At 30.2% G+C, this 21,406-nt stretch carries 16 protein-coding genes; 9 read left to right on the top strand and 7 right to left on the bottom strand.

Translation table 11 applies throughout. From position 1 onward, the window contains the following. Window positions 1-46: 46 nt before the first annotated feature. The 4 genes from J2Z44_RS11690 to J2Z44_RS11675 form a co-directional block, all read right to left on the bottom strand. On the bottom strand, window positions 47-1,240 hold the full coding sequence (locus tag J2Z44_RS11690; protein ID WP_021284954.1) for an SLC45 family MFS transporter: 1,194 nt from the start codon (window positions 1,238-1,240) through the stop codon (window positions 47-49). After that, complete coding sequence (locus J2Z44_RS11685) at window positions 1,227-1,964, bottom strand: glycerophosphodiester phosphodiesterase (protein ID WP_021284953.1); 738 nt, start codon at window positions 1,962-1,964, stop codon at window positions 1,227-1,229. The genes J2Z44_RS11690 and J2Z44_RS11685 overlap by 14 nt, the downstream gene beginning before the upstream one ends. Before the next feature lie 274 nt (window positions 1,965-2,238). Further along, window positions 2,239-2,703 carry a hypothetical protein gene (locus J2Z44_RS11680; protein WP_021284952.1) on the bottom strand — a complete coding sequence of 155 codons (465 nt, stop codon included), beginning with the start codon at window positions 2,701-2,703 and terminating at the stop codon, window positions 2,239-2,241. Between the two features lie 220 nt (window positions 2,704-2,923). Continuing rightward, window positions 2,924-3,793, bottom strand: coding sequence for a nitroreductase family protein (locus tag J2Z44_RS11675; protein WP_021284951.1), 870 nt, complete (start codon window positions 3,791-3,793; stop codon window positions 2,924-2,926). A gap of 230 nt (window positions 3,794-4,023) precedes the next feature. Here J2Z44_RS11675 and J2Z44_RS11670 point away from each other — a divergent pair, with 230 nt between their 5' ends. After that, window positions 4,024-4,494 carry a pyridoxamine 5'-phosphate oxidase family protein gene (locus tag J2Z44_RS11670; protein ID WP_245353245.1) on the top strand — a complete coding sequence of 157 codons (471 nt, stop codon included), beginning with the start codon at window positions 4,024-4,026 and terminating at the stop codon, window positions 4,492-4,494. Between the two features lie 87 nt (window positions 4,495-4,581). Here J2Z44_RS11670 and J2Z44_RS11665 read toward each other — a convergent pair whose 3' ends face one another. Then, on the bottom strand, window positions 4,582-4,905 hold the full coding sequence (locus tag J2Z44_RS11665; protein ID WP_209649588.1) for a hypothetical protein: 324 nt from the start codon (window positions 4,903-4,905) through the stop codon (window positions 4,582-4,584). 90 nt (window positions 4,906-4,995) lie between these two features. Between J2Z44_RS11665 and J2Z44_RS11660 the strand changes: the two genes are divergently transcribed. Both J2Z44_RS11660 and J2Z44_RS11655 read left to right on the top strand, forming a co-directional pair. Continuing rightward, window positions 4,996-5,952, top strand: coding sequence for a YbgA family protein (locus tag J2Z44_RS11660; RefSeq protein ID WP_021284948.1), 957 nt, complete (start codon window positions 4,996-4,998; stop codon window positions 5,950-5,952). 131 nt (window positions 5,953-6,083) lie between these two features. Next, complete coding sequence (locus J2Z44_RS11655) at window positions 6,084-6,329, top strand: hypothetical protein (RefSeq protein ID WP_209649587.1); 246 nt, start codon at window positions 6,084-6,086, stop codon at window positions 6,327-6,329. A 58-nt stretch (window positions 6,330-6,387) separates the two neighbouring features. On the opposite strand, the gene J2Z44_RS11650 is transcribed toward J2Z44_RS11655, so the two are convergent. Next, a complete protein-coding gene (locus J2Z44_RS11650; RefSeq protein ID WP_021284946.1) occupies window positions 6,388-7,137 on the bottom strand; it encodes a TSUP family transporter in 750 nt (249 codons plus the stop codon). 1,013 nt (window positions 7,138-8,150) lie between these two features. Between J2Z44_RS11650 and rlmD the strand changes: the two genes are divergently transcribed. From rlmD to J2Z44_RS11635, 3 genes are all read left to right on the top strand, one after another. Further along, the gene (gene rlmD, locus J2Z44_RS11645; RefSeq protein ID WP_021284945.1) at window positions 8,151-9,515 is read left to right on the top strand and encodes a 23S rRNA (uracil(1939)-C(5))-methyltransferase RlmD; all 1,365 of its coding nucleotides are present in this window, start codon (window positions 8,151-8,153) and stop codon (window positions 9,513-9,515) included. A gap of 414 nt (window positions 9,516-9,929) precedes the next feature. Beyond that, complete coding sequence (locus tag J2Z44_RS11640) at window positions 9,930-11,240, top strand: hypothetical protein (RefSeq protein ID WP_021284944.1); 1,311 nt, start codon at window positions 9,930-9,932, stop codon at window positions 11,238-11,240. Between the two features lies 1 nt (window position 11,241). Further along, window positions 11,242-13,020: an ATP-binding protein gene (locus J2Z44_RS11635; RefSeq protein WP_209649586.1), complete on the top strand. Its 1,779-nt coding sequence runs from the start codon at window positions 11,242-11,244 to the stop codon at window positions 13,018-13,020. 86 nt (window positions 13,021-13,106) lie between these two features. Here J2Z44_RS11635 and J2Z44_RS11630 read toward each other — a convergent pair whose 3' ends face one another. After that, window positions 13,107-13,322, bottom strand: coding sequence for a helix-turn-helix transcriptional regulator (locus J2Z44_RS11630; RefSeq protein WP_021284941.1), 216 nt, complete (start codon window positions 13,320-13,322; stop codon window positions 13,107-13,109). A 197-nt stretch (window positions 13,323-13,519) separates the two neighbouring features. Between J2Z44_RS11630 and J2Z44_RS11625 the strand changes: the two genes are divergently transcribed. From J2Z44_RS11625 to J2Z44_RS11615, 3 genes are read left to right on the top strand one after another with little or no spacing between them, the layout of a single operon-like run. Then, a complete protein-coding gene (locus J2Z44_RS11625; RefSeq protein ID WP_021284940.1) occupies window positions 13,520-14,299 on the top strand; it encodes a ParA family protein in 780 nt (259 codons plus the stop codon). Then, complete coding sequence (locus J2Z44_RS11620) at window positions 14,296-15,282, top strand: ParB N-terminal domain-containing protein (protein ID WP_021284939.1); 987 nt, start codon at window positions 14,296-14,298, stop codon at window positions 15,280-15,282. Before J2Z44_RS11625 ends, J2Z44_RS11620 begins: the two co-directional genes overlap by 4 nt. After that, window positions 15,275-21,382, top strand: a complete 6,108-nt coding sequence (locus J2Z44_RS11615; protein WP_021284938.1) for a helicase-related protein — start codon at window positions 15,275-15,277, stop codon at window positions 21,380-21,382. Before J2Z44_RS11620 ends, J2Z44_RS11615 begins: the two co-directional genes overlap by 8 nt. The last annotated feature ends 24 nt before the right edge of the window (window positions 21,383-21,406 follow it).

Genomic DNA, 21,406 nt, shown 5'->3' with positions numbered 1-21,406 from the left:
AAGAAATTTATGATCTAGATAAGTATATTAGGTTTTAATTCTTAATTTAGCTAGGTAGAACTTCTTTTTTCACTTTGCTAATAAAGAAAAGAGCAAGGAGGAAGAATAAAGCTCCATAAAAGAACATGTACTTATATCCTATTGTGTCCATGATTCCACCTAGGAGTGGTGGTGAAATTATAGCGGCTATTGAAGAGAATAAATAGTATAATCCAGTGTAGGTGCCTATATTGCCTTTAGGTGCCATTTCTGCTACAAAAGGATAAGAATTTATATTAATCATAGACCAGAAGAAACCAGAAAATAAAAAGCAAATTCTTATTAATAGTATAGATCTTAAGGTTCCTAAAACAACAAATACTACAATTAATCCAAGAATTCCCATAACAATAGTTTTTTTCTTCCCCAATTTTGTCCCAATAGCACCAGCGGGAATTGCAAAAATTAGAAAACTTAAAGACATAAAGGTAAAAGACATGGAAGCTACATTTGCAGGAACCCCTAAGAAGTTCTCACCGTAGCGGGTAAAAAAGGTTTCGATTCCATTGTATCCAATAAACCAAGAACAAATAGCAAAAAGTAGGTACCTAATGTTTTTATTTTTTAAGCCGCTAACAATGCCCTTTACAATGTGTACCTTCTCCTCTGAAGACTTGTAATTTAGTACATCTCTTTTTTCTTTAATAAATAGGAATAATACAATAAAAGATATTAAAATTAAAAAAGCTGCAAGATAAAAAGGATAAGCCCTATTATATCCCCACAAAATAGAACCAATGAAAAAAGCAATAAGAGAGCCAATTCCACCCATGAAATTGATTATACTGTTAGCTTTACTTCTATTGCTTTCATGTGTTATATCAGGCATTAAAGCTATTACAGGAGAACGGAATAAACTCATAGACAAATTCATTAGAACTATAAAGGAAACTAAAGCTAAAAGGGTTTTGTGACTAGGAATGAGAAAAGTAAAAATTACTGCCAGGGGCATTCCAATCATTAAAAAGGGCATTCTTTTTCCAAACCTGGTATCAATTCTGTCGCTAAAGATCCCCACCGTTGGTTGTATAAATAGTGCTAGATAATTATCTACTGTCATAATAAATCCAATTAATGCAGAACTTTTAATAAAGTTTCCAAGAAGTATGGGCATAAAAGCATTATAAACAGACCAAGTAATAGCTATAGAAAAAAAGCCAAAGCCTAAAAGAAAAGTCCTTTTGTAATTAAGCTTTTCCATAAACATCCTCCATAATATTTTTTAATTTATCAGGATAATTTGTAATAATCCCATCTACGCCCGCTAAGATTAGGTTATTCATAGCACCCTCATCATTAACAGTGAAAGGATTAACTTTAAGCCCCTTTTCATGTGCATTTTGTATTACCTCAGGTTGAGCGCAGTAAAAGTATGGGTGAAGAGCATTTGCACCAACCGTTGAGCAGTAATCCTCAACCTTGTATAAGGCTTCCATGTACAAAATTCCTGTGGGTATTTCCCTTGAAACTTCCTTACATTTAACTAAAGAGTAATGATTAAAGTTTGAAAGGATCACATTGTTTTGAAACTGTTCCTTATAAATCAAGTTGATTAAATTTTCTTCAATATTAGGGTAAAGAATAACTCCGCTTTTAATCTCAAAGTTTATAATAATGTCTTGATTCTTAGCTAATGCTAGAAGTTCCTCTACAGTGGGAATAGATGTTTTATTAGTATAGTTTTTCATATAGGTTGAAGCATTAAGTTTCATTAGTTCTTTATAAGTATAGTCTTTAACAAGACCAATGCCATCAGTAGTTCGGTTTACATATTCATCATGAATAAGTACAAGTACCCCATCCTTAGTCATTTGCACATCTGTTTCTATACCTGTAGCTCCCATTTCAATAGCTTTCTCAAAAGCTACCATGGTGTTTTCAGGAAAATAGCCGCTTGCACCTCTATGCCCATAATTAATAATCATAATAAAAGCCTCCTTAATAAAACTTACTAAACTCTTACTGTTCTTATTCCACAATGGTTAGAAAAAACCTTGTGTTTTTCATTAATTCGTTTAACAAAATTTTGTAAGCTACATGCAGGTTAGATTCTATAAGTTAAAGCTGATAATACAAGAAATACTTTATATAACGTGTGAAAGCCATGCAAAATAGAAAAATAATTTCTGTATTTTGCATGGCTTTATTAATACTAAGCTAATATGAGCTCATCTCAAGTTATTTAGAGAGTAAAAATATTTAAATTGTACCTAGTTCTGGATTTCCAATTATATCATCATCCTCATTGAACATTGAGTTATCTTCTGTTATTCTTTCGCTATTATCCATAGTAGAAGTTTCTTCATACATTTCATTGTACATTGATTCTTCTGCTGGTTTAACCTTAATACTATATTGGAAGGTGAAGTTTTCTTTTTCAGTATCACAATTAGGAGCCATATATTTCTTTATTTCTGGAAATATTTTATGAAAACGTCTAAACTTACTTTCTACTGGCTTTTCGATTTCTACTGTACCACTACAGCAACAATCATCAATGGGATCCATATCTTCTAAAATATTAAAATTGCTCTTATCTAAATTACTTAAGCACCTACTAATATTTCTTTTGTGAGCAGTGGAAACCATATCTGCAAGCCTATCTACAACAACAATAGCACCAACTACGGATAAAGTAGTTGCCAACATTTTACCTAGTTTCATAATATCACTCCTTCTTTATAATGCACTAGATTACTTTGGCCATAAAACTAAATTAATAAGTAACAAAAATGTACATTATAGCTTCTAATTAAGATTTAAAATGGTAATAGGAATAAAATATAATCAAAGTTAAAAATAGTTTGCCTTGTTTAATGTTTTTTTATGTTAGGAAAATAATAAACTCCTTGGGAAAAAATGAAAAATTACCATGGAATATAAACTAATGCTCAATAATAGATATAAAATAATAAAGTCCTTTTTTAGACATAATATCCATAGCTTTTAGTTCTAAGGTTTTTCCTTTAAGCTGAGCAGCAGCTACCAAATGACATAAAGCTATTCCTAAATCAATTTTATTGATATACTCAAGGGTCTGGGCAATTTTTAATCTTTTTACTCCATATAAATGAATAATATTTTCTTCCTTAACAAACCTCCAAGGTTGACTATTAATAGCAGAAGGAGCATGTCTTACAGCATCCATAATTGAAAGCCAAGTTTCATCTAACTCTCCACTAATAATTTCATGAATTTCCTTACGCTTTGTAGCTGCAACTAATTTAGCTGTGGAGTCAGCATACTTTTCTGGATTAGGGTCTATGTCTTCTAAAAGATTATTTCGTAAATCTCTAGTTTTAAATCCATCAGGATTTAACGGATAACCAAGAGAAATTACTATTACAGGTATATGGTTTTCAGGAATTTCTATTATATCCTTTAGTAAGTTCTTTTTTATAAATCCACCAATCCAACAGGTTCCGAGGTTTAAAGTAGTAAGTTTAAGAACTAAATACTCTAAAGAGAATCCCACATTCTCCATAAACCAAGGTTTTTCCTCGGAAGTAACTACAAGATAATGAGGTGCATTTATTTTTCCATAACTTCCAATTATGCCTTTAGAAATGTTTTTTATTTTACTTCCATCCTCAACTAAATGAATCTTCATTGAAATTGTTTCATCCAATTGAGGAGTAGAATGAATTAGCTCTTCTACTTGTTTTAAAAGACCATGAGCTAATGGTTCATCTTTATATTTTCTGACTGAAGAACGTTTATAGATAGCTTCAAATAACGATGAGTTATAATCCATATTAAATACCTCTCAAATTTTAATGGTTTTATTGATGTATAGATTGGAAACTATAAAAAGCAGTAACTTTTTGCTCTTAGAGTGGATGATTTTAAAATAAATTTCATTATGATGATAACCTTCTACTTATTATATTATGTGTAAAAATTTATATATTATTTTTAATAACTATTGTATAATTATCTCATAAATTACAAAATAAATATATTGAAGCAATTAAAGGGGGAATTATGGTGTTTAAGCCAATGAGAAGAAATGATAAAGCAATTACTGAAGTTGAAATCCTAGAACTATTAAAACAAGGTGAATATGGAGTTTTATCCACAATTGGAGAAAATGGATATGCTTATGGAGTACCATTAAGCTATGGATATAAAGATGGAAATATATACTTTCACGGAGCTACAGAAGGGTTAAAGCTAGAAAATCTAGCTTACAATAATAAAGTTTCCTTTACTGTTGTAGGTCCAACTAAGGTTCTGTCAAGTGCCTTTAGCACAAATTATGAAAGTGTAATTGTTTTTGGAACTGCAGAGTTTTTAGAAGGTGAAGAAAAGATAGAAGGACTAAAAGTGATTTTAGAAAAATATTCTCCTGATTTTATGGAAAGTGGAATGAAATACATTAGAAATGACGAAAATAAAACCAAGGTATTCAAGATTAAAGTAGAGCAGGTTACAGGGAAAGCTGGAAGAAGATAAGAAAATAACTTTTTAAAAGATAAGTAATGATAAAGCTTTAAGGGAACCTAGGGGTAATAAATATATTTTAACCCTGGTTCCCTTATATTATATTTTGTTATTAGTGGTTATGATTTTAAGTTTTTTCATAATGTCTTCCATGATGAACAGTGAGTTCTGAAGTACATTTATATTATTTGCATCATGATAAAAATTAGCAATCAAGTTATTAAAAACATAAGCTTCTCTTTGCTTTAGTGAATTTTTAAAGCTATTCTGATTAGCTTCAGTTAAATTGTTATAGATTTTTATAATTTCATCAGCATACTCTAAAAGATTGCTATTAATAGTAGTAGCTCTGTTTTTGTAGTTGTTTTTCGATATAAAAAATCCAATAAAAATTATTAAAATAAAGAATAAAAAATTATACATAGCTAAGTTCCTTTCAGTAGTTTTTTCTATAGTATAAACCATAAAAACAGTACAAACAATATTATTACTCTAATTATAGGAGGGGTTTTTATGATTAAGCCTACAATTGTTGTAAGTAAGTGCCTAGGATTTGAGCCTTGTAGATATAATGGCGGAATGCAAAATGATGAATTTGTTAAGAAGTTACATAATTATGTTGACTTTATTGCTGTATGTCCAGAAGTGGAGATTGGACTTACCACCCCAAGAGATCCTATTAGAATTGTACAAAAAAAGGGAAGTATATGCTTAGTTCAACCTAAAACTGGAATTGATGTATCAAAATCCATGTACGAATTTTCTAATGAATTTTTAACTTCTCTAAGTGATGTAGATGGATTTATTTTAAAAAGCAGATCTCCTTCCTGTGGAGTAAAGGATGTTAAAATTTATCCGAGTGAAGAGAAGGGAGGGGGCTCTTCTAAGGGTAAAGGATTTTTTGCTGCAGTAGCCCAAGAGAAATTTCCACACTTAGCCATTGAAGATGAGGGGCGTCTTAAGGATTTTAAAATAAGAGAGCATTTTTTAACAAAAATATTTATTTTATCAGAATTTAGAGATATTAATAAAAGAAAGTCTTTGAAGGAACTTGTAGATTTTCATAGCAGAAATAAGCTTCTATTTATGGCTTATAGCCAAAAATACTTAAAAATACTAGGCAATGTTCTTGGAAATAATGACAAGAAGTCAAAGGAAGAAGTATTTAAGTTATATGAAGAAGGCTTACAGGGTCTTCTTGCTAGGTCTCCTAGATACACTTCAAATATAAATGTGCTAATGAAGGCTATGGGATTTTTCAGTGACAAATTATCTCATAATGAAAAGGGCTTTATTCTAGATACCATAGAAAAATATAGAACTGGAAATGTTCCTTTTAGTGTACCTCTATATGTAATTAAGTCTAATGTAGTAAGATTTAATGAAGAAAGATTACTAGATCAAAGCTTTTTTAACCCTTATCCTCAGGAACTTGTGGAGATGAGAGATTCAGGGAAGTTGGTTCATTAGCGGAACGTAAAAGAACAAAATGTTAACAAATTGTTAAAAAACATATACTGGAAGTAAAAAATAACTTCTCTTGAATAAAATATTAAGGATTTATATCTAAAAAATCCATTTATTTGGGGGGGGGCGTTAATATGAACAAAATATATTATTGCGTAGATTGCAAAAGGATAGTGAGTAACAATGAAAGATGTTGTTATTGCAATGGAAACTACTTAAAAGAAATAGTTCAAGGATCTCCAGTTAATGTTATTGGCACTAAACAAAAGGGCAAAGTATTAAAGGTTGAAGAAGATAAGGTTAAACTAATTGTTATTGATGAAGCTAAAAACAAGCTAATAAAAGAGTATAAAATAGAGCAATTAAAAAAAGTTTTATAGAAAAAAATACTCCAAAATGAAAAGAGCATTTACTTTTGAAGGTAAATGCTCTTTGAATTTAAAATAAAGTTAATAGCATTTTTAAAGCTACTGCAAGAGACATGGTTACAAATATAGGTTTAATAATCTTTGAACCTTTATTAATTGCAAGCTTTGTACCAGCTCTAGCTCCAATAATCATAAACACTGCAACCATTGCTCCAATTCTGTAGTTAATTGAACCACTGAAAGCAAAAGTAACTAAAGCTGTTATGTTACTTACAAAATTTAAAAATCTAGCATTTGCTGAAGCATTCAAAAAGTTAAAGCCAAAGATATTAATCATTCCAAATACTAAGAAAGAACCAGTACCTGGACCAAAGAAACCATCGTAAAAACCTAGTGAAAAAGCGAGAATGATTCCTATAGTAATATTCTTTTTAGTAAGCCCCTTAAAATTATCCTCTTGGCCTATTGATTTAGAGAATAAAGTATATATCCCTATACAAAGTACTAACACAAGAACCAATGGTTGTAAGAACTTTTGGTCTATTAGCATTACTGTTCTCACTCCAAGGATGGAACCAACTAAAGTAAAAGGAATTAATATTTTTAATAGCTTAAAATTACATAAACCTGATTTTGCAAACTTTAAAGAGCTTGTAAAAGAACCAGTAGCTGCAGCAAACTTATTTGTTCCTAAAACCATATGTGGACTTAAGCCTGCAAGCATAAAGGCTGGAACACTAATTAAACCACCACCCCCAGCAATGGAGTCTATAAAAGACGCTAAAAACCCAGCTATACATAATAAAATCATCTCGAACATTTTTTAACACTCCTTAATTTGACATGATTAAGCATAATAAAACACGATGTCCACATATATTATATAATTAAACAGTGCATATTAGAAGTAATAATTATAAAAATTTTAATATATTAAAATTTTGTTGAATAATTCATAGTAAATCAATGAAAATACCAGACTAGAGTAAAGAAACTGTAAAATTATTCATATATGCACATTTCAATAGTTTTTATATAGGCTTTACAACTGTGGCTTATATAGAAAATAAGTTTTATATAAGCTCTTGTTTATTATGCTATAAATAAGCTAATAATTTAATGCTTATTCTTGAAAAAGTATTGGTAGTAAAACCTATATAAAAGCCGGGTATGTAAGAAAAGTTACTATGATTTCAACATAGACATACATTAAATTATCTTTTAATAGATGCTTTTATAAAGTAAGATCCGTTAACTTTATTACGTGATTAAAGCTTGCTTAATAAATGAATGAGAGGTAGGTTAAACTTCCTACCTATGAAATATAATAAAATTCCCTTTATTTTTAGAGAAATCACATATATACTATATAATGTTGGAAAAATAATAAAAGTAGTAAAGCCAATATGTTTTTTCATTAAGCAATATTATCTCAAGAGTAATTCATAAAGTTTCATAAGCAAATAAATTTGTGAATTATGAACGTATCTAAGAAGAAAGTGTTGCACATAATTACTATGATTTTTAGAGTGTTAGAAAATGATAAAGAGCCTTATGGGAGTGAGTAATTTAAAGTGATCAAGTTATTTCTTTACAATAAATATTAAGTGCACTCAATGTTTTAAGGATAGCTCAAAGTTTTTTATATTTCAAGATTTTGATTTCACTACTATTTAATTATGACTAAACAAAAGTCTCATGAATAGTAAGTACATGTATCATATAATCATTCTTAAAAAGAAAAGAATATTAAAACAAAACATAGTAATTTTCAAGAAGAAACCAGAGAAAATTACGGATTTTAAAAATAATAAATACATAGGAGTAGATAGCGTGAGAAAGAGAAAAGAATATGAATTTAATATAGAAGGAACTGAGTTTCCAGGAAAAGGTATAGCATATTATGAAGGAGAAAAGGTGGCAATAAAAGGTACTCTTCCTGGTCAAAAGGTAAGAGCAAGAGTCTCAAAGAAAAATAGCAATGGGATAGAAGCAAAACTTACTGAGGTCTTAGAAGATATAGATTATAAAGTTGATCCAAAGTGTGAAAACTTTGGAATGTGCGGTGGCTGCAGTCATGGACATTTATCCTTGGAAAAACAACTTGAATTTAAAGAGCAGCAGGTGCTAGATTTATTAAAGGATAAAAATATTAAGGACTTTGAGTTCTTAGGAATTGAAAGCAGCCCAGAAGAATATGAATACAGAAATAAGATGGAATTTACCTTTGGAGACTTTGAAAAAGGTGGAGAACTTACCTTAGGAATGCATGCTAAAAATAAAAGCTTTGCCATTGTAACTGTAGATAAATGCCAAATTGTAGATGAAGACTTTAGAGCTATTCTAAGCACAACTCTAGAACACTTTAGACAAGAGGAACTTCCTTACTATAAAATAATGAAGAGAGAAGGATTCTTAAGAAATCTTGTAATTAGAAAAGCCAGTAATACAGGAGAAGTACTAGTAAATATCGTAACAACTTCTCAAATACAATATGATTTTGTTGAGTTTACAAATAAGCTGATAGCCTTAAATCTTAAGGGAGAAATCACAGGAATTATCCATACTGTAAATGACTCCTTCTCTGATGTGGTTCAAGCAGATAAAATAAATATTTTGTATGGAAGAGAATATATAATTGAAAATCTTTTAGGTCTTAATTTTAAAATAAATCCTTTTGCATTTTTCCAAACTAACACTAAAGGAGCAGAAGCTCTTTACTCAATGGTAAGGGACTTCATGGGAGACTCTGAATCAAAGGTAGTATTTGACCTTTACTGTGGAACTGGTACCATAGGACAAATAGTGGCTCCAAAGGCTAAAAAAGTTCTAGGTATAGAATTGATTGAAGAAGCAGTAGAAGCTGCAAAAGAAAATGCAAAACTAAACAATTTAAATAACTGTGAGTTCATCGCAGGAGATGTAGCTCAAGTTATTAAAGATGTAAAAATAAAACCAGATATCATAATCCTAGATCCACCAAGACCAGGAGTTCATCCTGTAGCGTTAGACTATGTAATAAGATTTAATGCACCAGAAATAATCTACGTATCCTGCAACCCTAAATCTTTAGCGGTGGATTTAGCAGTTTTAGTGGAGCATGGATATAAGGTGGAGAAGGTTAAACTGATGGATATGTTCCCACATACCCCACACGTGGAGACGGTAGTAGGAATACGTCGCAAAGATACCTTATAATCCTTGAATTCATGCACTTTACGAGCTTTTTTAACTTTAACACAAAAGGTGATGATTTTAGAAATAAAGAGGTCATAAAAGGTGTTAAGGTAAGAGTTGGTATTTAATAGGGTGTGAGGAGATATGTTAGTACTAATTTAATATGAAATAGAAAAGGACTATGAAGGAGCTTTTAGTAACTTCATGGTCTTTTATTTTTGAAGTATAGTGATGTGATTTAATGTAGTTAAATGCAATAATGTATATTTATATTGAATATTATTTGTTGTATAGCAGGAAAAAATGGTTTTTTGTAGAATTATATACCTAGATAAATTTATATGATTTAGTTTTCATAAAAAGGTAACTATTGTTAATAATCAATATATAAATTGTGATTATTATATTAATCAGACTCAATTTGGAGGCGATAATTTGTCTAGAGTAGCGGATTCAACGATAAAAGGTTTTTTATATCAATTTAATCTTACATTAAAGAATTTACTTGAATTACCAAGTGATAAAGAAATTCAAGTAGAAGGAATAATTGAAGATATTGATATATTATCAAATGAAGATATTACTGCAATTCAATGTAAATACCATGAATCACAAGAAAAATTTAAGCTATCGGCCATTTATAAACCAGTGTTGCAAATGCTAAAAAACTATTCTTTGAAACCAGATTCAAAAATAAAGTACATACTCTATGCTTTTTTTCCTTCATTAAGTGAAGGTATTTATAATTTAACCAAAGAAAATTTGGTAGAAATGTTGAATACAAATAATTTAGATTATATATGTAACTACATTGCGTTTATTAAACCATGTGCAGATCAAGAAATAAAAACATTAATTGAGAAAACAAATAAAACAATAGATGATAAAAAAAAGATTAAAGAGTATTATGATAAAAACTCGATAGAAGTAAGTTGTGATTTAGATTTATTTCTTGCTTCAAAATTCAAATTTGAGATTGGTAAATCATATCAAAAAGTAGAGGATGAAGTAAAACAACTCTTAATAAATGAGCAGTTTTCACCTGATGATGTAAAGGATATATTTTATCCTAATGCTATTCAAAAGATTGCAGAGATTAGTACTATAAGAGTAGATGAAAATCGTATTATAAATAAGCAGTGGCTTATAGAGAACTTGAAGAAAACTAAAAAAACTGCAATAACAAGATGGACAAAAGAATTAACAGATTATAAAAATTTGTTAAAAACACGTAGAAAGCAATTAAGCTTTAATCTTAATGAGAATTATCGAAAAAGGTGTTTTATAATAGATGATAAGGGCATTGAAAATTTTGATGATAATATTGTTATATTCTTGAAAGATTATACAAATATGTACTGTAAAAAAGTAAAATTACATAGACCTGCAACTTTTTGTATTCATAATTATACTAAAAATAAAGTTGATGATTTAGTTTCTAGACTATACGCTAAGGATGTTATTGCAGAGAATGGTTATAAGGGGAACTTATTTTTTAAAGATGCTTTTGTAAAAGAACCTGAGACAAAAGTTTCTGAAAATTGGATGCAATTTAAATTAAGAATAAGTAATGGAATGGAAGATGTTTATAGTGCTATAAATAATAATAAGCCAGATGATCTTTTTGTTATTGGTAGCGATATTCCTTCCAATTTAGACTTGAAAGATGTTAACTTAGAAATATTAGATGTAAAGTCTTTATCAGAATTGAAATATCTTCTTAAATTAGAGAGTGAGGTAAAATAATATGGAACCAATTGGAGTCGTTTACGAAAGTTCTGCATCATCGATAATAATAAGAATGGACTTTGAAAAATTTGAATCTAACAAAGTTAATTTAAAAATAGGAAAGCACTTGAAGATATCTGTAGGTAATCATGATTATCTGATTGCAAGTATTAAAAATATTAGAGCTGTTAGTGATGGTGATAGTGAAAAATATTTATTAGCAACGGAACCTATCGGATCAATTTGTGAAAATATATTTATACCTGGAAGCTCAGTTCTTCCGTCACCAACTGAAAATGCGTATATTGCTGATAAAGAGTCACTTAAAAATATTTTTTTACAAAATGAAAAATATTCTTTTAAACTTGGAAGATTAGTTCAGGATGAATCTGTAAATTTATTTATAAATGGAAATAATTTTTTTAGTAAACATGTAGCTATTGTTGGTTCAACTGGCTCGGGAAAATCATGTGCAGTTGCTAAAATTCTTCAAGAAGCAGTAGGAGTAAAGGAGAAAAAAAATAAAAATAGAGAAAATATTAAAAATTCACATATAATAATATTTGATATCCATTCAGAGTATAAGTCTGCTTTTACAGTAGCAGCAGAGGAAAAATTTTCTCTAAATCATTTAGATGTGGAGAAATTAAAATTACCATACTGGTTAATGAATTGTGAAGAATTAGAAGCACTTTTTATTGAAAGCAATGAGGCGAATTCTCATAACCAAATTTCACAATTTCGTAAAGCAGTAATATTAAATAAAGAAATTCACAATCAGAATTTGACAAAAGTAACATATGATACACCTGTATATTTTAATATAAACGAAGTTTATAATTATATTTGTAATATGAATGAAGAGGTAATAAATAAAATAGAGGGGCAAGAGCAATTGCCTAAAGTTATTGAAAATGATAGTACTAGACTCATAAAAGACAGGAAAGAATACTTCTTGGAAAAATATTCCTTTGTTCCTAATTCTACCTCTAAAGCAGATAAAGCGAGTAATGGAGCTTTTAATGGAGAATTCAACAGATTTATTGCAAGATTGGACAATAAAATTAATGATAAACGCTTAGAGTTTTTAATGAAACCTTTAAAAGAAGATGGTAGTGAATATAAATCAGAAGACTTTAGTGAAATACTGAAACAATTTTTAGGTTACTTAAATAGAGCTAATGTGAGTATTATTGATTTAAGTGGAATACCATTCGAAGTTTTATCAATTACAATTAGTTTGATTTCAAGAATAACTTTTGATTTTGCTTTTCATTATTCTAAATTAATGCATGATAAAAATAAAACAAATGATGTTCCGTTTATGATTGTCTGTGAGGAGGCACATAATTATATACCCAAAAATGGTGGAGCAGATTACAATGCTTCGAAAAAGTCGATAGAGAGAATTGCTAAAGAAGGAAGAAAATATGGATTGAGTTTAATGGTAGTTAGTCAACGACCTAGTGAAGTGTCTGATACAATATTCGCACAATGCAATAATTTTATATCTTTAAAACTTACAAATATGGCAGATCAGAGCTATATAAAAAATTTGTTGCCAAACAATGCGAGTTCTGTTGCTGATGTTCTGCCAACCTTGTCTCCAGGAGAGTGTTTGGTAGTTGGGGATGCATCACCAATTCCAGCAATTATTAGAATGGACATGCCTAGTCCGGAACCTAAGTCAGAGAATGTAAAAGTTCATGATGTTTGGAAAGAAAATTGGAGAGAAATAGATAACCATACTATTTGTGAAGTTACAATAGATGATGTATTAAGACGATGGAAAAAATAAAATATAAAAAATAATAAAAAAGGCTATGAAAGATTATATAATTTACTTTCATAGCCTTTTGTGTTTTAAAAATAAGAAAGTAGGAGTTAGATTTTATCCCCATCCTCAAAAACAAAAAATCCTTCAAATTTACATCCAAGAACTTCAGCAATTTGCTGGAGCTCTTTTTCTGAAAAATTATCACGAGTAAGTTTGTTGGATAAGTTTTGATTAGTAGTTCCAATTAAATTTGCAAGCTCCGATATAGTAATTTTTTTGCGTTTTATTAAAATGCGAATTTTTTCGCCCATTGTTAAAGCCATAAAGTTTCACCATCCTTAATAACAATAATATACACTTTTTAATGTGATTTATCAATAAATACAAATAAAATCAAACTAAATCAAACTAAATAATTTAATATTACTTGCAATAACACACTTTAAAGTGTATTATTAAATTATAAAATGTGAACCATAAGAACAACAAAATTAAATTTGGGAAGGTGGAGGCTAAAAATATGAGTAAAGTAATAGCAATCGTTAATCAAAAAGGGGGAGTAGCTAAAACGGTAACAGCTTTAAATTTAGGATATGCTTTATCTGAAAAGGGAAAGAAAGTTTTACTTATAGACTTTGACCCTCAGAGCAGTTTAACTGTGTGCTTTGGATATGATAACACTGATAGCATTAATACTACAATATATAATTTAATGGCACTGGCTATTGAAGAGAAAAATCTACCTAAAAAAGATGGATATATTCTTTCAACGGGAAACATAGAACTTATTCCTTGTAATTTAGAGTTGTCTGCAATAGAAATAGCACTTGTTAATGTTATGAGTAGAGAACTTGTTTTAAAGTCCATTGTTGATGAAATTAAAGGAGATTATGACTATGTTATTATTGACTGTTCACCATCACTTGGAATGCTAACAATTAATGCTCTTGCAGCTTGTGATAGTGTTATTATACCTGTTACTCCTCAATATCTTTCTGCTAAAGGTTTGGAGTTGGTATTAAGAAATATTATAAGAGTTAAAAAGAGGATTAATCCTAAAATACAAGTTGATGGAATTCTTCTTACAATGTATGCAGAGAGAATGAAGCTATCAAAGGAAGTACTATCAATTATTCAAGAAGCATATGGAAGTAGTATTAATATATTCAATAGCAAGATACCAACATCAGTAAAGGTTGGAGAAGCTAATATGAGAAGTAAAAGCACCATAGAATATGATCCTAAGAATAAAGTGTCCATAGCATATGGGGAGTTTGCAAAGGAGGTTGTGGCAATATGAGTGAGAAGAAGTTAATGAGTTTAGCAGATATGTTTGGAGAAAATACAGAGGAAAAAGAAGCTACTAATCAAACTGAAATTGATATATCAAAGCTTCTATCTTTTGCAAATCATCCTTTTAAATTATATGATGGTGAACGCTTTGAAAATATGGTTAGAAGCATTAGGGAACTTGGAGTTATTGTTCCTGTTATTGTAAGACCTAAAGGTGAAGAGTTTGAAATTTTATCTGGTCATAACAGAGTAAATGCTGCTAAAACAGCAGGATTATTAAAAGTACCAGTAATAATTAAAGAAAACCTTGAAGATGAAGAAGCAATGCTTATTGTAACTGAAACAAATCTTATGCAACGTTCTTTTAGTGATATGCTTCACTCAGAGAGAGCAACTGCATTAGAACAGCACCATAAATCATTAGCTTCTCAAGGTAAAAGAACAGACATTTTAAAAGAGATAGAAACTTTGCTAAAGGCTGATGAAATCAAAGATGAAGAAACTTCTCGACAAGTTGGCGAGAAGTTGACAAGTGCAGATGAAACAGGAAAAACTTATAATCTTTCAGGGAGATCAGTATCAAGGTATTTAAGAATATGCAATCTTATAAAGGAATTAAAAGATAGATTAGATATAGAAGAAATACCTTTTACAGCTTCAGTAACCCTTTCATATCTAACCGAGGAAGAACAATATACTGTAGAACTTATTCTTTCAGAACATAACTTTAAGGTGGACATGAAAAAAGCAGAAGTACTTAGGACTTATTCAGAGAGTAAAAAGTTAGATGAAGAAACAGCTTATGCAATTCTTTCAGGAGAATTAAATAAGAAGCAAAAGGCAAATAAGCCATCACCTATTAAATTGAAACCTAAGCTTATCAATAAATTCTTTGCACCTGAAACTAAGCAACCTGAAATTGAAGATGTTATTGAAAAAGCTTTGGAATTATATTTCAAGTCACAAGGGAAGGAGGTTTTGAATGAGTAGATATAAAGAGGTAAAAGAAATTTATGAAAAGATAACTGATGTTGTTACAGAAAGTAAAAAGGAGTGGAAAGACTTTTTAACCTTTGCAGCAAGGATTTATAAATACAATTTTGATAATGCTATTTTAATTTATGCTCAAAGACCTGATGCAACAATGGTTGCTAACATGGAAATTTGGAATAGAAAGATAGGAAGGTATATCAATAGAGGAACAAGAAGTATTGCAGTTTTTGATACTTCTAAGCCAAGTTTAAAGCTTGAGTACTTATTTGATGTTAAAGATACTAATGGTGAGCCACATACAATTCCTAAGTTGTGGAGTTTAAATAATAACATTACTCCTTCGCTTATAGACAAGCTTAATAAAAAATACGATTTTTCACATAATGATTTAGAGGGTTTAATTGGAGAATTGGTTGAAATGAAGGTTAATGCAAGTCTTGAAAATAGCTTTGCAGATTTTGAAAATGATACCCAAAATACATGGCTTCAAGATTTACCTATGGAAGGGCTTATAAGTTGTTTTGCTCAAACTATTATTGAAAGTAGTCATTATATGGTAGCTAAAAGATGTGGTATAGACTCTCCTATTTACAATGATGATAACAGTTTTAGATTGATTACACATTTTAATACATTGCCACTTACTTTCCGTTTAGGCAATGCAGTATGTAGTATATCCCAAGAAATTCTAAGAGAAATTGAAAGTGAAGTAAATCTAATTATTAGAGAAAAAAGGAGTGAGAGAAATAATGAAAGAAGCATTAGCAATGAATTACAAGGAAGTAGAGGGGATATTTTATCCAGAGATTCAAATATCCAAGGACAAGGAAGCAGACGAGAAGCCATTAGGGAAGTATGGACAGATGGCACTGAATTATCTGAAGGAAAATCATCCGAACAGATACAGCTTACTTTTGGCAAAGGGGGAACTGATGCCGACAATGCACAAGGTGAACAAGGAAGCCTATGGGAAACTGGAGTTAATAATGGAACAGATATTGAAGACAAATCCAATAAAAAATCCAAAGAACACCATGGAGAGCTTCAAGTACAGGGAACAAGTGAAACAGACAGCAGAAGAAATAGTTCTATTGGAGATAGTGTATCAAATCAGATAGACAATAAAATACAAACGAACTTTATTGAGTCACTTAATGGTGGCTCTTTTTTAATGCCAGAAAATAAAAAAGATAAAAGTAATGAAGAAGATACTGTTTTGAAAGAAATTAAAACAAATGAAGAAAAGATAGCTATAGAAAAACATAAGCCTATAAATTATAAATATAGTCCAGAAGATGAAATTGGAGTTGGTGGACTTAAGACAAAGTTTAGAAATAATGTTGAAGCTATTAAAACTTTAAAGGTTATTGAAGAAGAAAATAGATTTGCAACAGCAGAAGAACAAAAGATACTAGCAAAGTATGTTGGATGGGGTGGAATGCCGCAAGCCTTTGATATAAATTCAGGTGGATGGAATAACGAATATGCAGAGCTGAAATCTTTATTAACACCTGAAGAATATTCATCAGCTAGGGCATCTACACCTAATGCTCACTATACTTCACCAATAGTTATTGAAGCTATGTATAAAGCTATTGAGAAATTTGGATTTAAGTTAGGCAATATATTAGAGCCAGCTATGGGAGTGGGAAATTTCTTTTCAACCTTACCAGAAAGTATGGAAGGCTCAAAGCTTTATGGAGTAGAGCTTGATGATATTTCAGGAAGAATATCAAAGCAGTTATATCAAAAGGCAAATATTAAAATACAAGGTTTTGAAGAAAGTAATTATCCAGATAACTTCTTTGATGTAGCTATTGGTAATGTTCCTTTTGGAGATTACAAACTACATGATCCTAATTATGATAAGCACAACTTTTTAATTCATGATTATTTCTTTGCAAAGGCCTTAGATAAAGTAAGACCAGGAGGAGTAGTTGCTTTTGTTACAAGTAAAGGAACTCTTGATAAAGAAAACAGTTCAGTAAGAAAATATCTTGCTGAAAGAGCTGATTTAATAGGAGCAATAAGGCTTCCCAATACAGCTTTTAAAGCTAATGCAAATACTGATGTTACAACAGATATTATATTCTTACAGAAACGTGAAAGAGTGTCTGTAAATGAACCTAATTGGCTTCATATAGGATTAACAGAAGATAAAATTCCTGTAAATGAGTATTTTATTGATAATCCAGATATGCTTCTAGGTAAAATGATTTTTGACCAAAGAATGTATGGTGAGGGCAGTAAATACACAGCATTAGTTAATGATGATGAAAACTTTGACCTTAAAGAAGCGTTGAATAAAGCTATTGAAAACTTAAATGCTGATATAGGTAGTTATGAAAGAGAATATATTAATTCAGAAGATGAAATACCAGCGGACCCTAATGTAAGAAATTACACATACACTTTTGTTGGAGAAAATTTATATTATCGTGAAAATGCTTCTATGAGAAGAATTGATGAAACAGGTAAAACCTTAGAACGAATTAAAGGGCTTCATAGTGTTAGAGAGATTACAAGGGAAATCATTGATATTCAAACCAATGGATGTACTGAAACAGAATTAAAGGAAAAACAAGCCGTTCTAAATAGTAGGTATGATAGCTTTGTTAAGAAGTATGGATATATTACTTCAAGAGCTAATAACACAGCATTCAGAGATGACAATGATTATCCCCTTTTATGCTCATTAGAAGTTGTTGATGAAGCTAATAAAGTTACTAAGGCTGATATGTTTACAAAGCAGACAATTAGACCACTAGAGAAAATTACAGAAGTTGATACAGCTATTGAAGCATTAACTGTAAGCCTAAATGAAAAAGGTAAGGTGGACTTATCTTTAATGTTAGAGCTTTATGATAGTTCACCAGAAAATATTATAGAAGAGCTAAAAGGACAAATCTTTTTAAACCCTGAACATTATGATAAAGATGATATTTTAAAAGGATGGGAACCACAAGATGAATATTTAAGCGGAAATGTAAGGCAAAAGCTTAGAATTGCTAAAGTATATGCAGAAACCAATGCAGCTTTATTTACAGGAAATGTAATAGCATTAGAGCAAGTGCAGCCTAAAGAACTTGAAGCAAGTGAAATTGATATTAGGCTTGGTACTACTTGGATTGAAGAAGGTGATATGGAGAAATTTATTTATGAAACTTTAGGAACACCAAGATACTTTCAAAATTCAAATTCACGATACTCAAACAATGAAATAAAAGTCCATTATAATAATTATAATGCTTCTTGGAGTATAGAAAACAAAGGTGCAGATGGAAACTCTATAGCAGCAACAGAAACCTTTGGAACAAAGAGAATAAATGCTTACTATATCATTGAAGAAAGCTTAAATCTTAGAACAGTTACTGTAAAAGATAGAATAGAAGATGGAGATAGTATAAGATATGTTTTAAATCAAAAGGAAACAATGCTGGCAAGAGAAAAGCAAAATCAATTAAAGGAAGAATTTAAAAATTGGTTATTTAGAGATCCAGATAGAAGAAAGAAATATGTTGAGTTTTATAATGAAAATTTTAATAACATCAGATTAAGAGAATATGATGGTTCACACCTAACTTTTGCAGGAATGAATCCTGATATTAAGCTTAGAAAACATCAAGTAAATGCTATAGCAAGAATACTTTATGGAGGAAGTACATTACTTGCCCACTGTGTTGGTGCAGGTAAGAGTTTTGAAATGATAGCAAGTGGTATGGAACTTAAAAGATTGGGACTTGCAAAGAAGAGTATATATGTAGTACCTAATCATTTAACAGAGCAAATGGGGGCAGAGTTTTTAAGGCTTTATCCTTCTGCAAATATCCTTGTAACCACTAAAAAGGACTTTCAAAAACAAAATAGAAGGAAGTTTGTAAGTAGAATTGCTACAGGAGCTTATGATGCAATTATTATTGGTCATAGTCAATTTGAAAAAATACCAATCTCTAAGGAAAGACAAGAGCGAATGCTAAATTATCAGATTGAGCAAATGACTTATGCTATTGAACAAACTAAAAGGGAGCGTGGTGAAAACTGGTCTATAAAGCAAATGGAGAAATTTAAAAAAGGACTTGAAAGTGAGCTAAAATCATTATTAGATGCTTCTAAAAAAGATGATGTTATTAATTTTGAAGAACTAGGTATCGATTGTATGTTTGTAGATGAGGCACATTATTATAAAAATTGTGCAGTGTTTTCTAAAATGCGTAATGTTGCAGGTATCTCTAATACCAGAGCTAAAAAGGCAAGTGATATGCTTATGAAATGTCAATATCTCCATGAAGTTAATGGTGGTAGAGGAGTAATTTTTGCAACAGGAACTCCTATTTCAAACTCCATGACTGAGATGTATGTAATGCAAAGATATCTTCAAAACCATGAGTTAGAAAGACGTGGTATTCATCATTTTGATGCATGGGCAGCAAGCTTTGGAGAAGTTGTATCCTCACTTGAACTTGCACCAGAAGGAACAGGTTATAGATTTAGAAGTAGATTTTCTAAATTTACTAATTTACCTGAACTAATGACATTATTTAAAAATATTGCAGATGTGCAAACGTCAGATGTGCTACAGCTACCAGTACCAAAACTGAAGAATGATAATTATATACTTGCAGCATCAGAGCCAAATGAATTTATCCAAGATGTAATGATGGAGTTTGTAGAAAGGGCTGAGAGAATAAGGAATGGTATGGTAGACCCATCTAGTGATAATATGCTTAAGATAACTAATGAAGCAAGATTACTTGGTACAGACCCAAGGCTTTTAGATATTAATGCTATAAATGATCCTGCATCTAAGGTTAATCAATGTATTGAAAATATTTATGAAGAATACTCAAAATCACAAGATATAAAAGGAACTCAAATAGTCTTTTGTGATGTAGGAACGCCTAATAGTGATGGGCGTTTTTCTGTTTATGATTATGTAAAACAAGAGCTTATGAGGAGAGGAGTTCCAGAAGATGAAGTTTGCTTTATCCATGATGCTAAAAATGAAATTCAACGTGAGCAAATTTTTTCTGATATGAGGTCAGGAAACAAAAGAGTAATTATAGGAAGTACACCTAAGATGGGAACAGGAACTAATATTCAAGACAGACTTATAGCACTTCATCATTTAGATTGTCCATATAGACCAAGTGATATAGAGCAACGTGAAGGAAGAATTTTAAGACAAGGAAATATGAATAGTGAAGTTAATATTTACAGGTATGTTACTAAGAACACCTTTGATTCTTATCTATGGCAAATAGTTGAGCAAAAGCAAAAATTTATTTCTCAAATAATGACTTCAAAATCCGTTGCAAGAAACTGTGAGGATGTAGATGAAACAGTACTTTCTTATGCAGAAGTAAAAGCTCTTGCAACAGGTAATCCATTAATTAAAGAAAAGATGGATATTGATAATGAAGTATCAAGGCTTAGAGTATTAAAATCTGCCTATGATAATCAAAAATACACTATGCAAGATAACTTTACTTTTAAATACCCAAAGCTTATAAATGAAGCAAAACAGCAACTTGAATGTGTTATTAAAGATATTAATAAGCGTGATATGAACAAGATTAATGATTTTGCTATTACTATTAATGGTAAATTATTTGATGAAAGAGAAAAGGCAGGGACAATGATGGAAGCCTTATCTTCAAAAATTCCTAAAGGAGAAGAACTTCATATCGGTACTTATAGAGGCTTTGATTTAATGCTAAGAAGAAATATATTTTATGAAAAAGTAGAGCTTATACTTCATGGAAATTCAAAATATACTGTAGAACTTGGAGATAGTCCACATGGAAATATGATAAGGATTGAAAATGCACTAAATAATCTTGAAAATAAGTTAAGCAGCATTGAAGATAAAATTGAAGAATATCAAAGAAACTTACAGCAGTCAAAGATAGAATATGAAAAACCATTTCAGTATGAAGAAGAGTTAAAGGTGAAAGTTGCAAGGCAATTTGAACTTAATACGCTTCTTGATATGAATAAAAAGGATGAGGAGGTTTTAGTTGATGAAGATACATTAAATTCAGTAGATGATGAAGCTGCTATTGATGTAGAGCGGGAAGATGAAGAAATAGCTATATAAAAATTGTAAAGGAAAGGTGAAACA

It is taken from the genome of Clostridium punense, from assembly GCF_017874425.1.
Taxonomy (GTDB): Bacteria; Bacillota; Clostridia; order Clostridiales; family Clostridiaceae; genus Clostridium_J; species Clostridium_J punense.
This window is presented reverse-complemented; position numbering and strand designations above follow the sequence as displayed.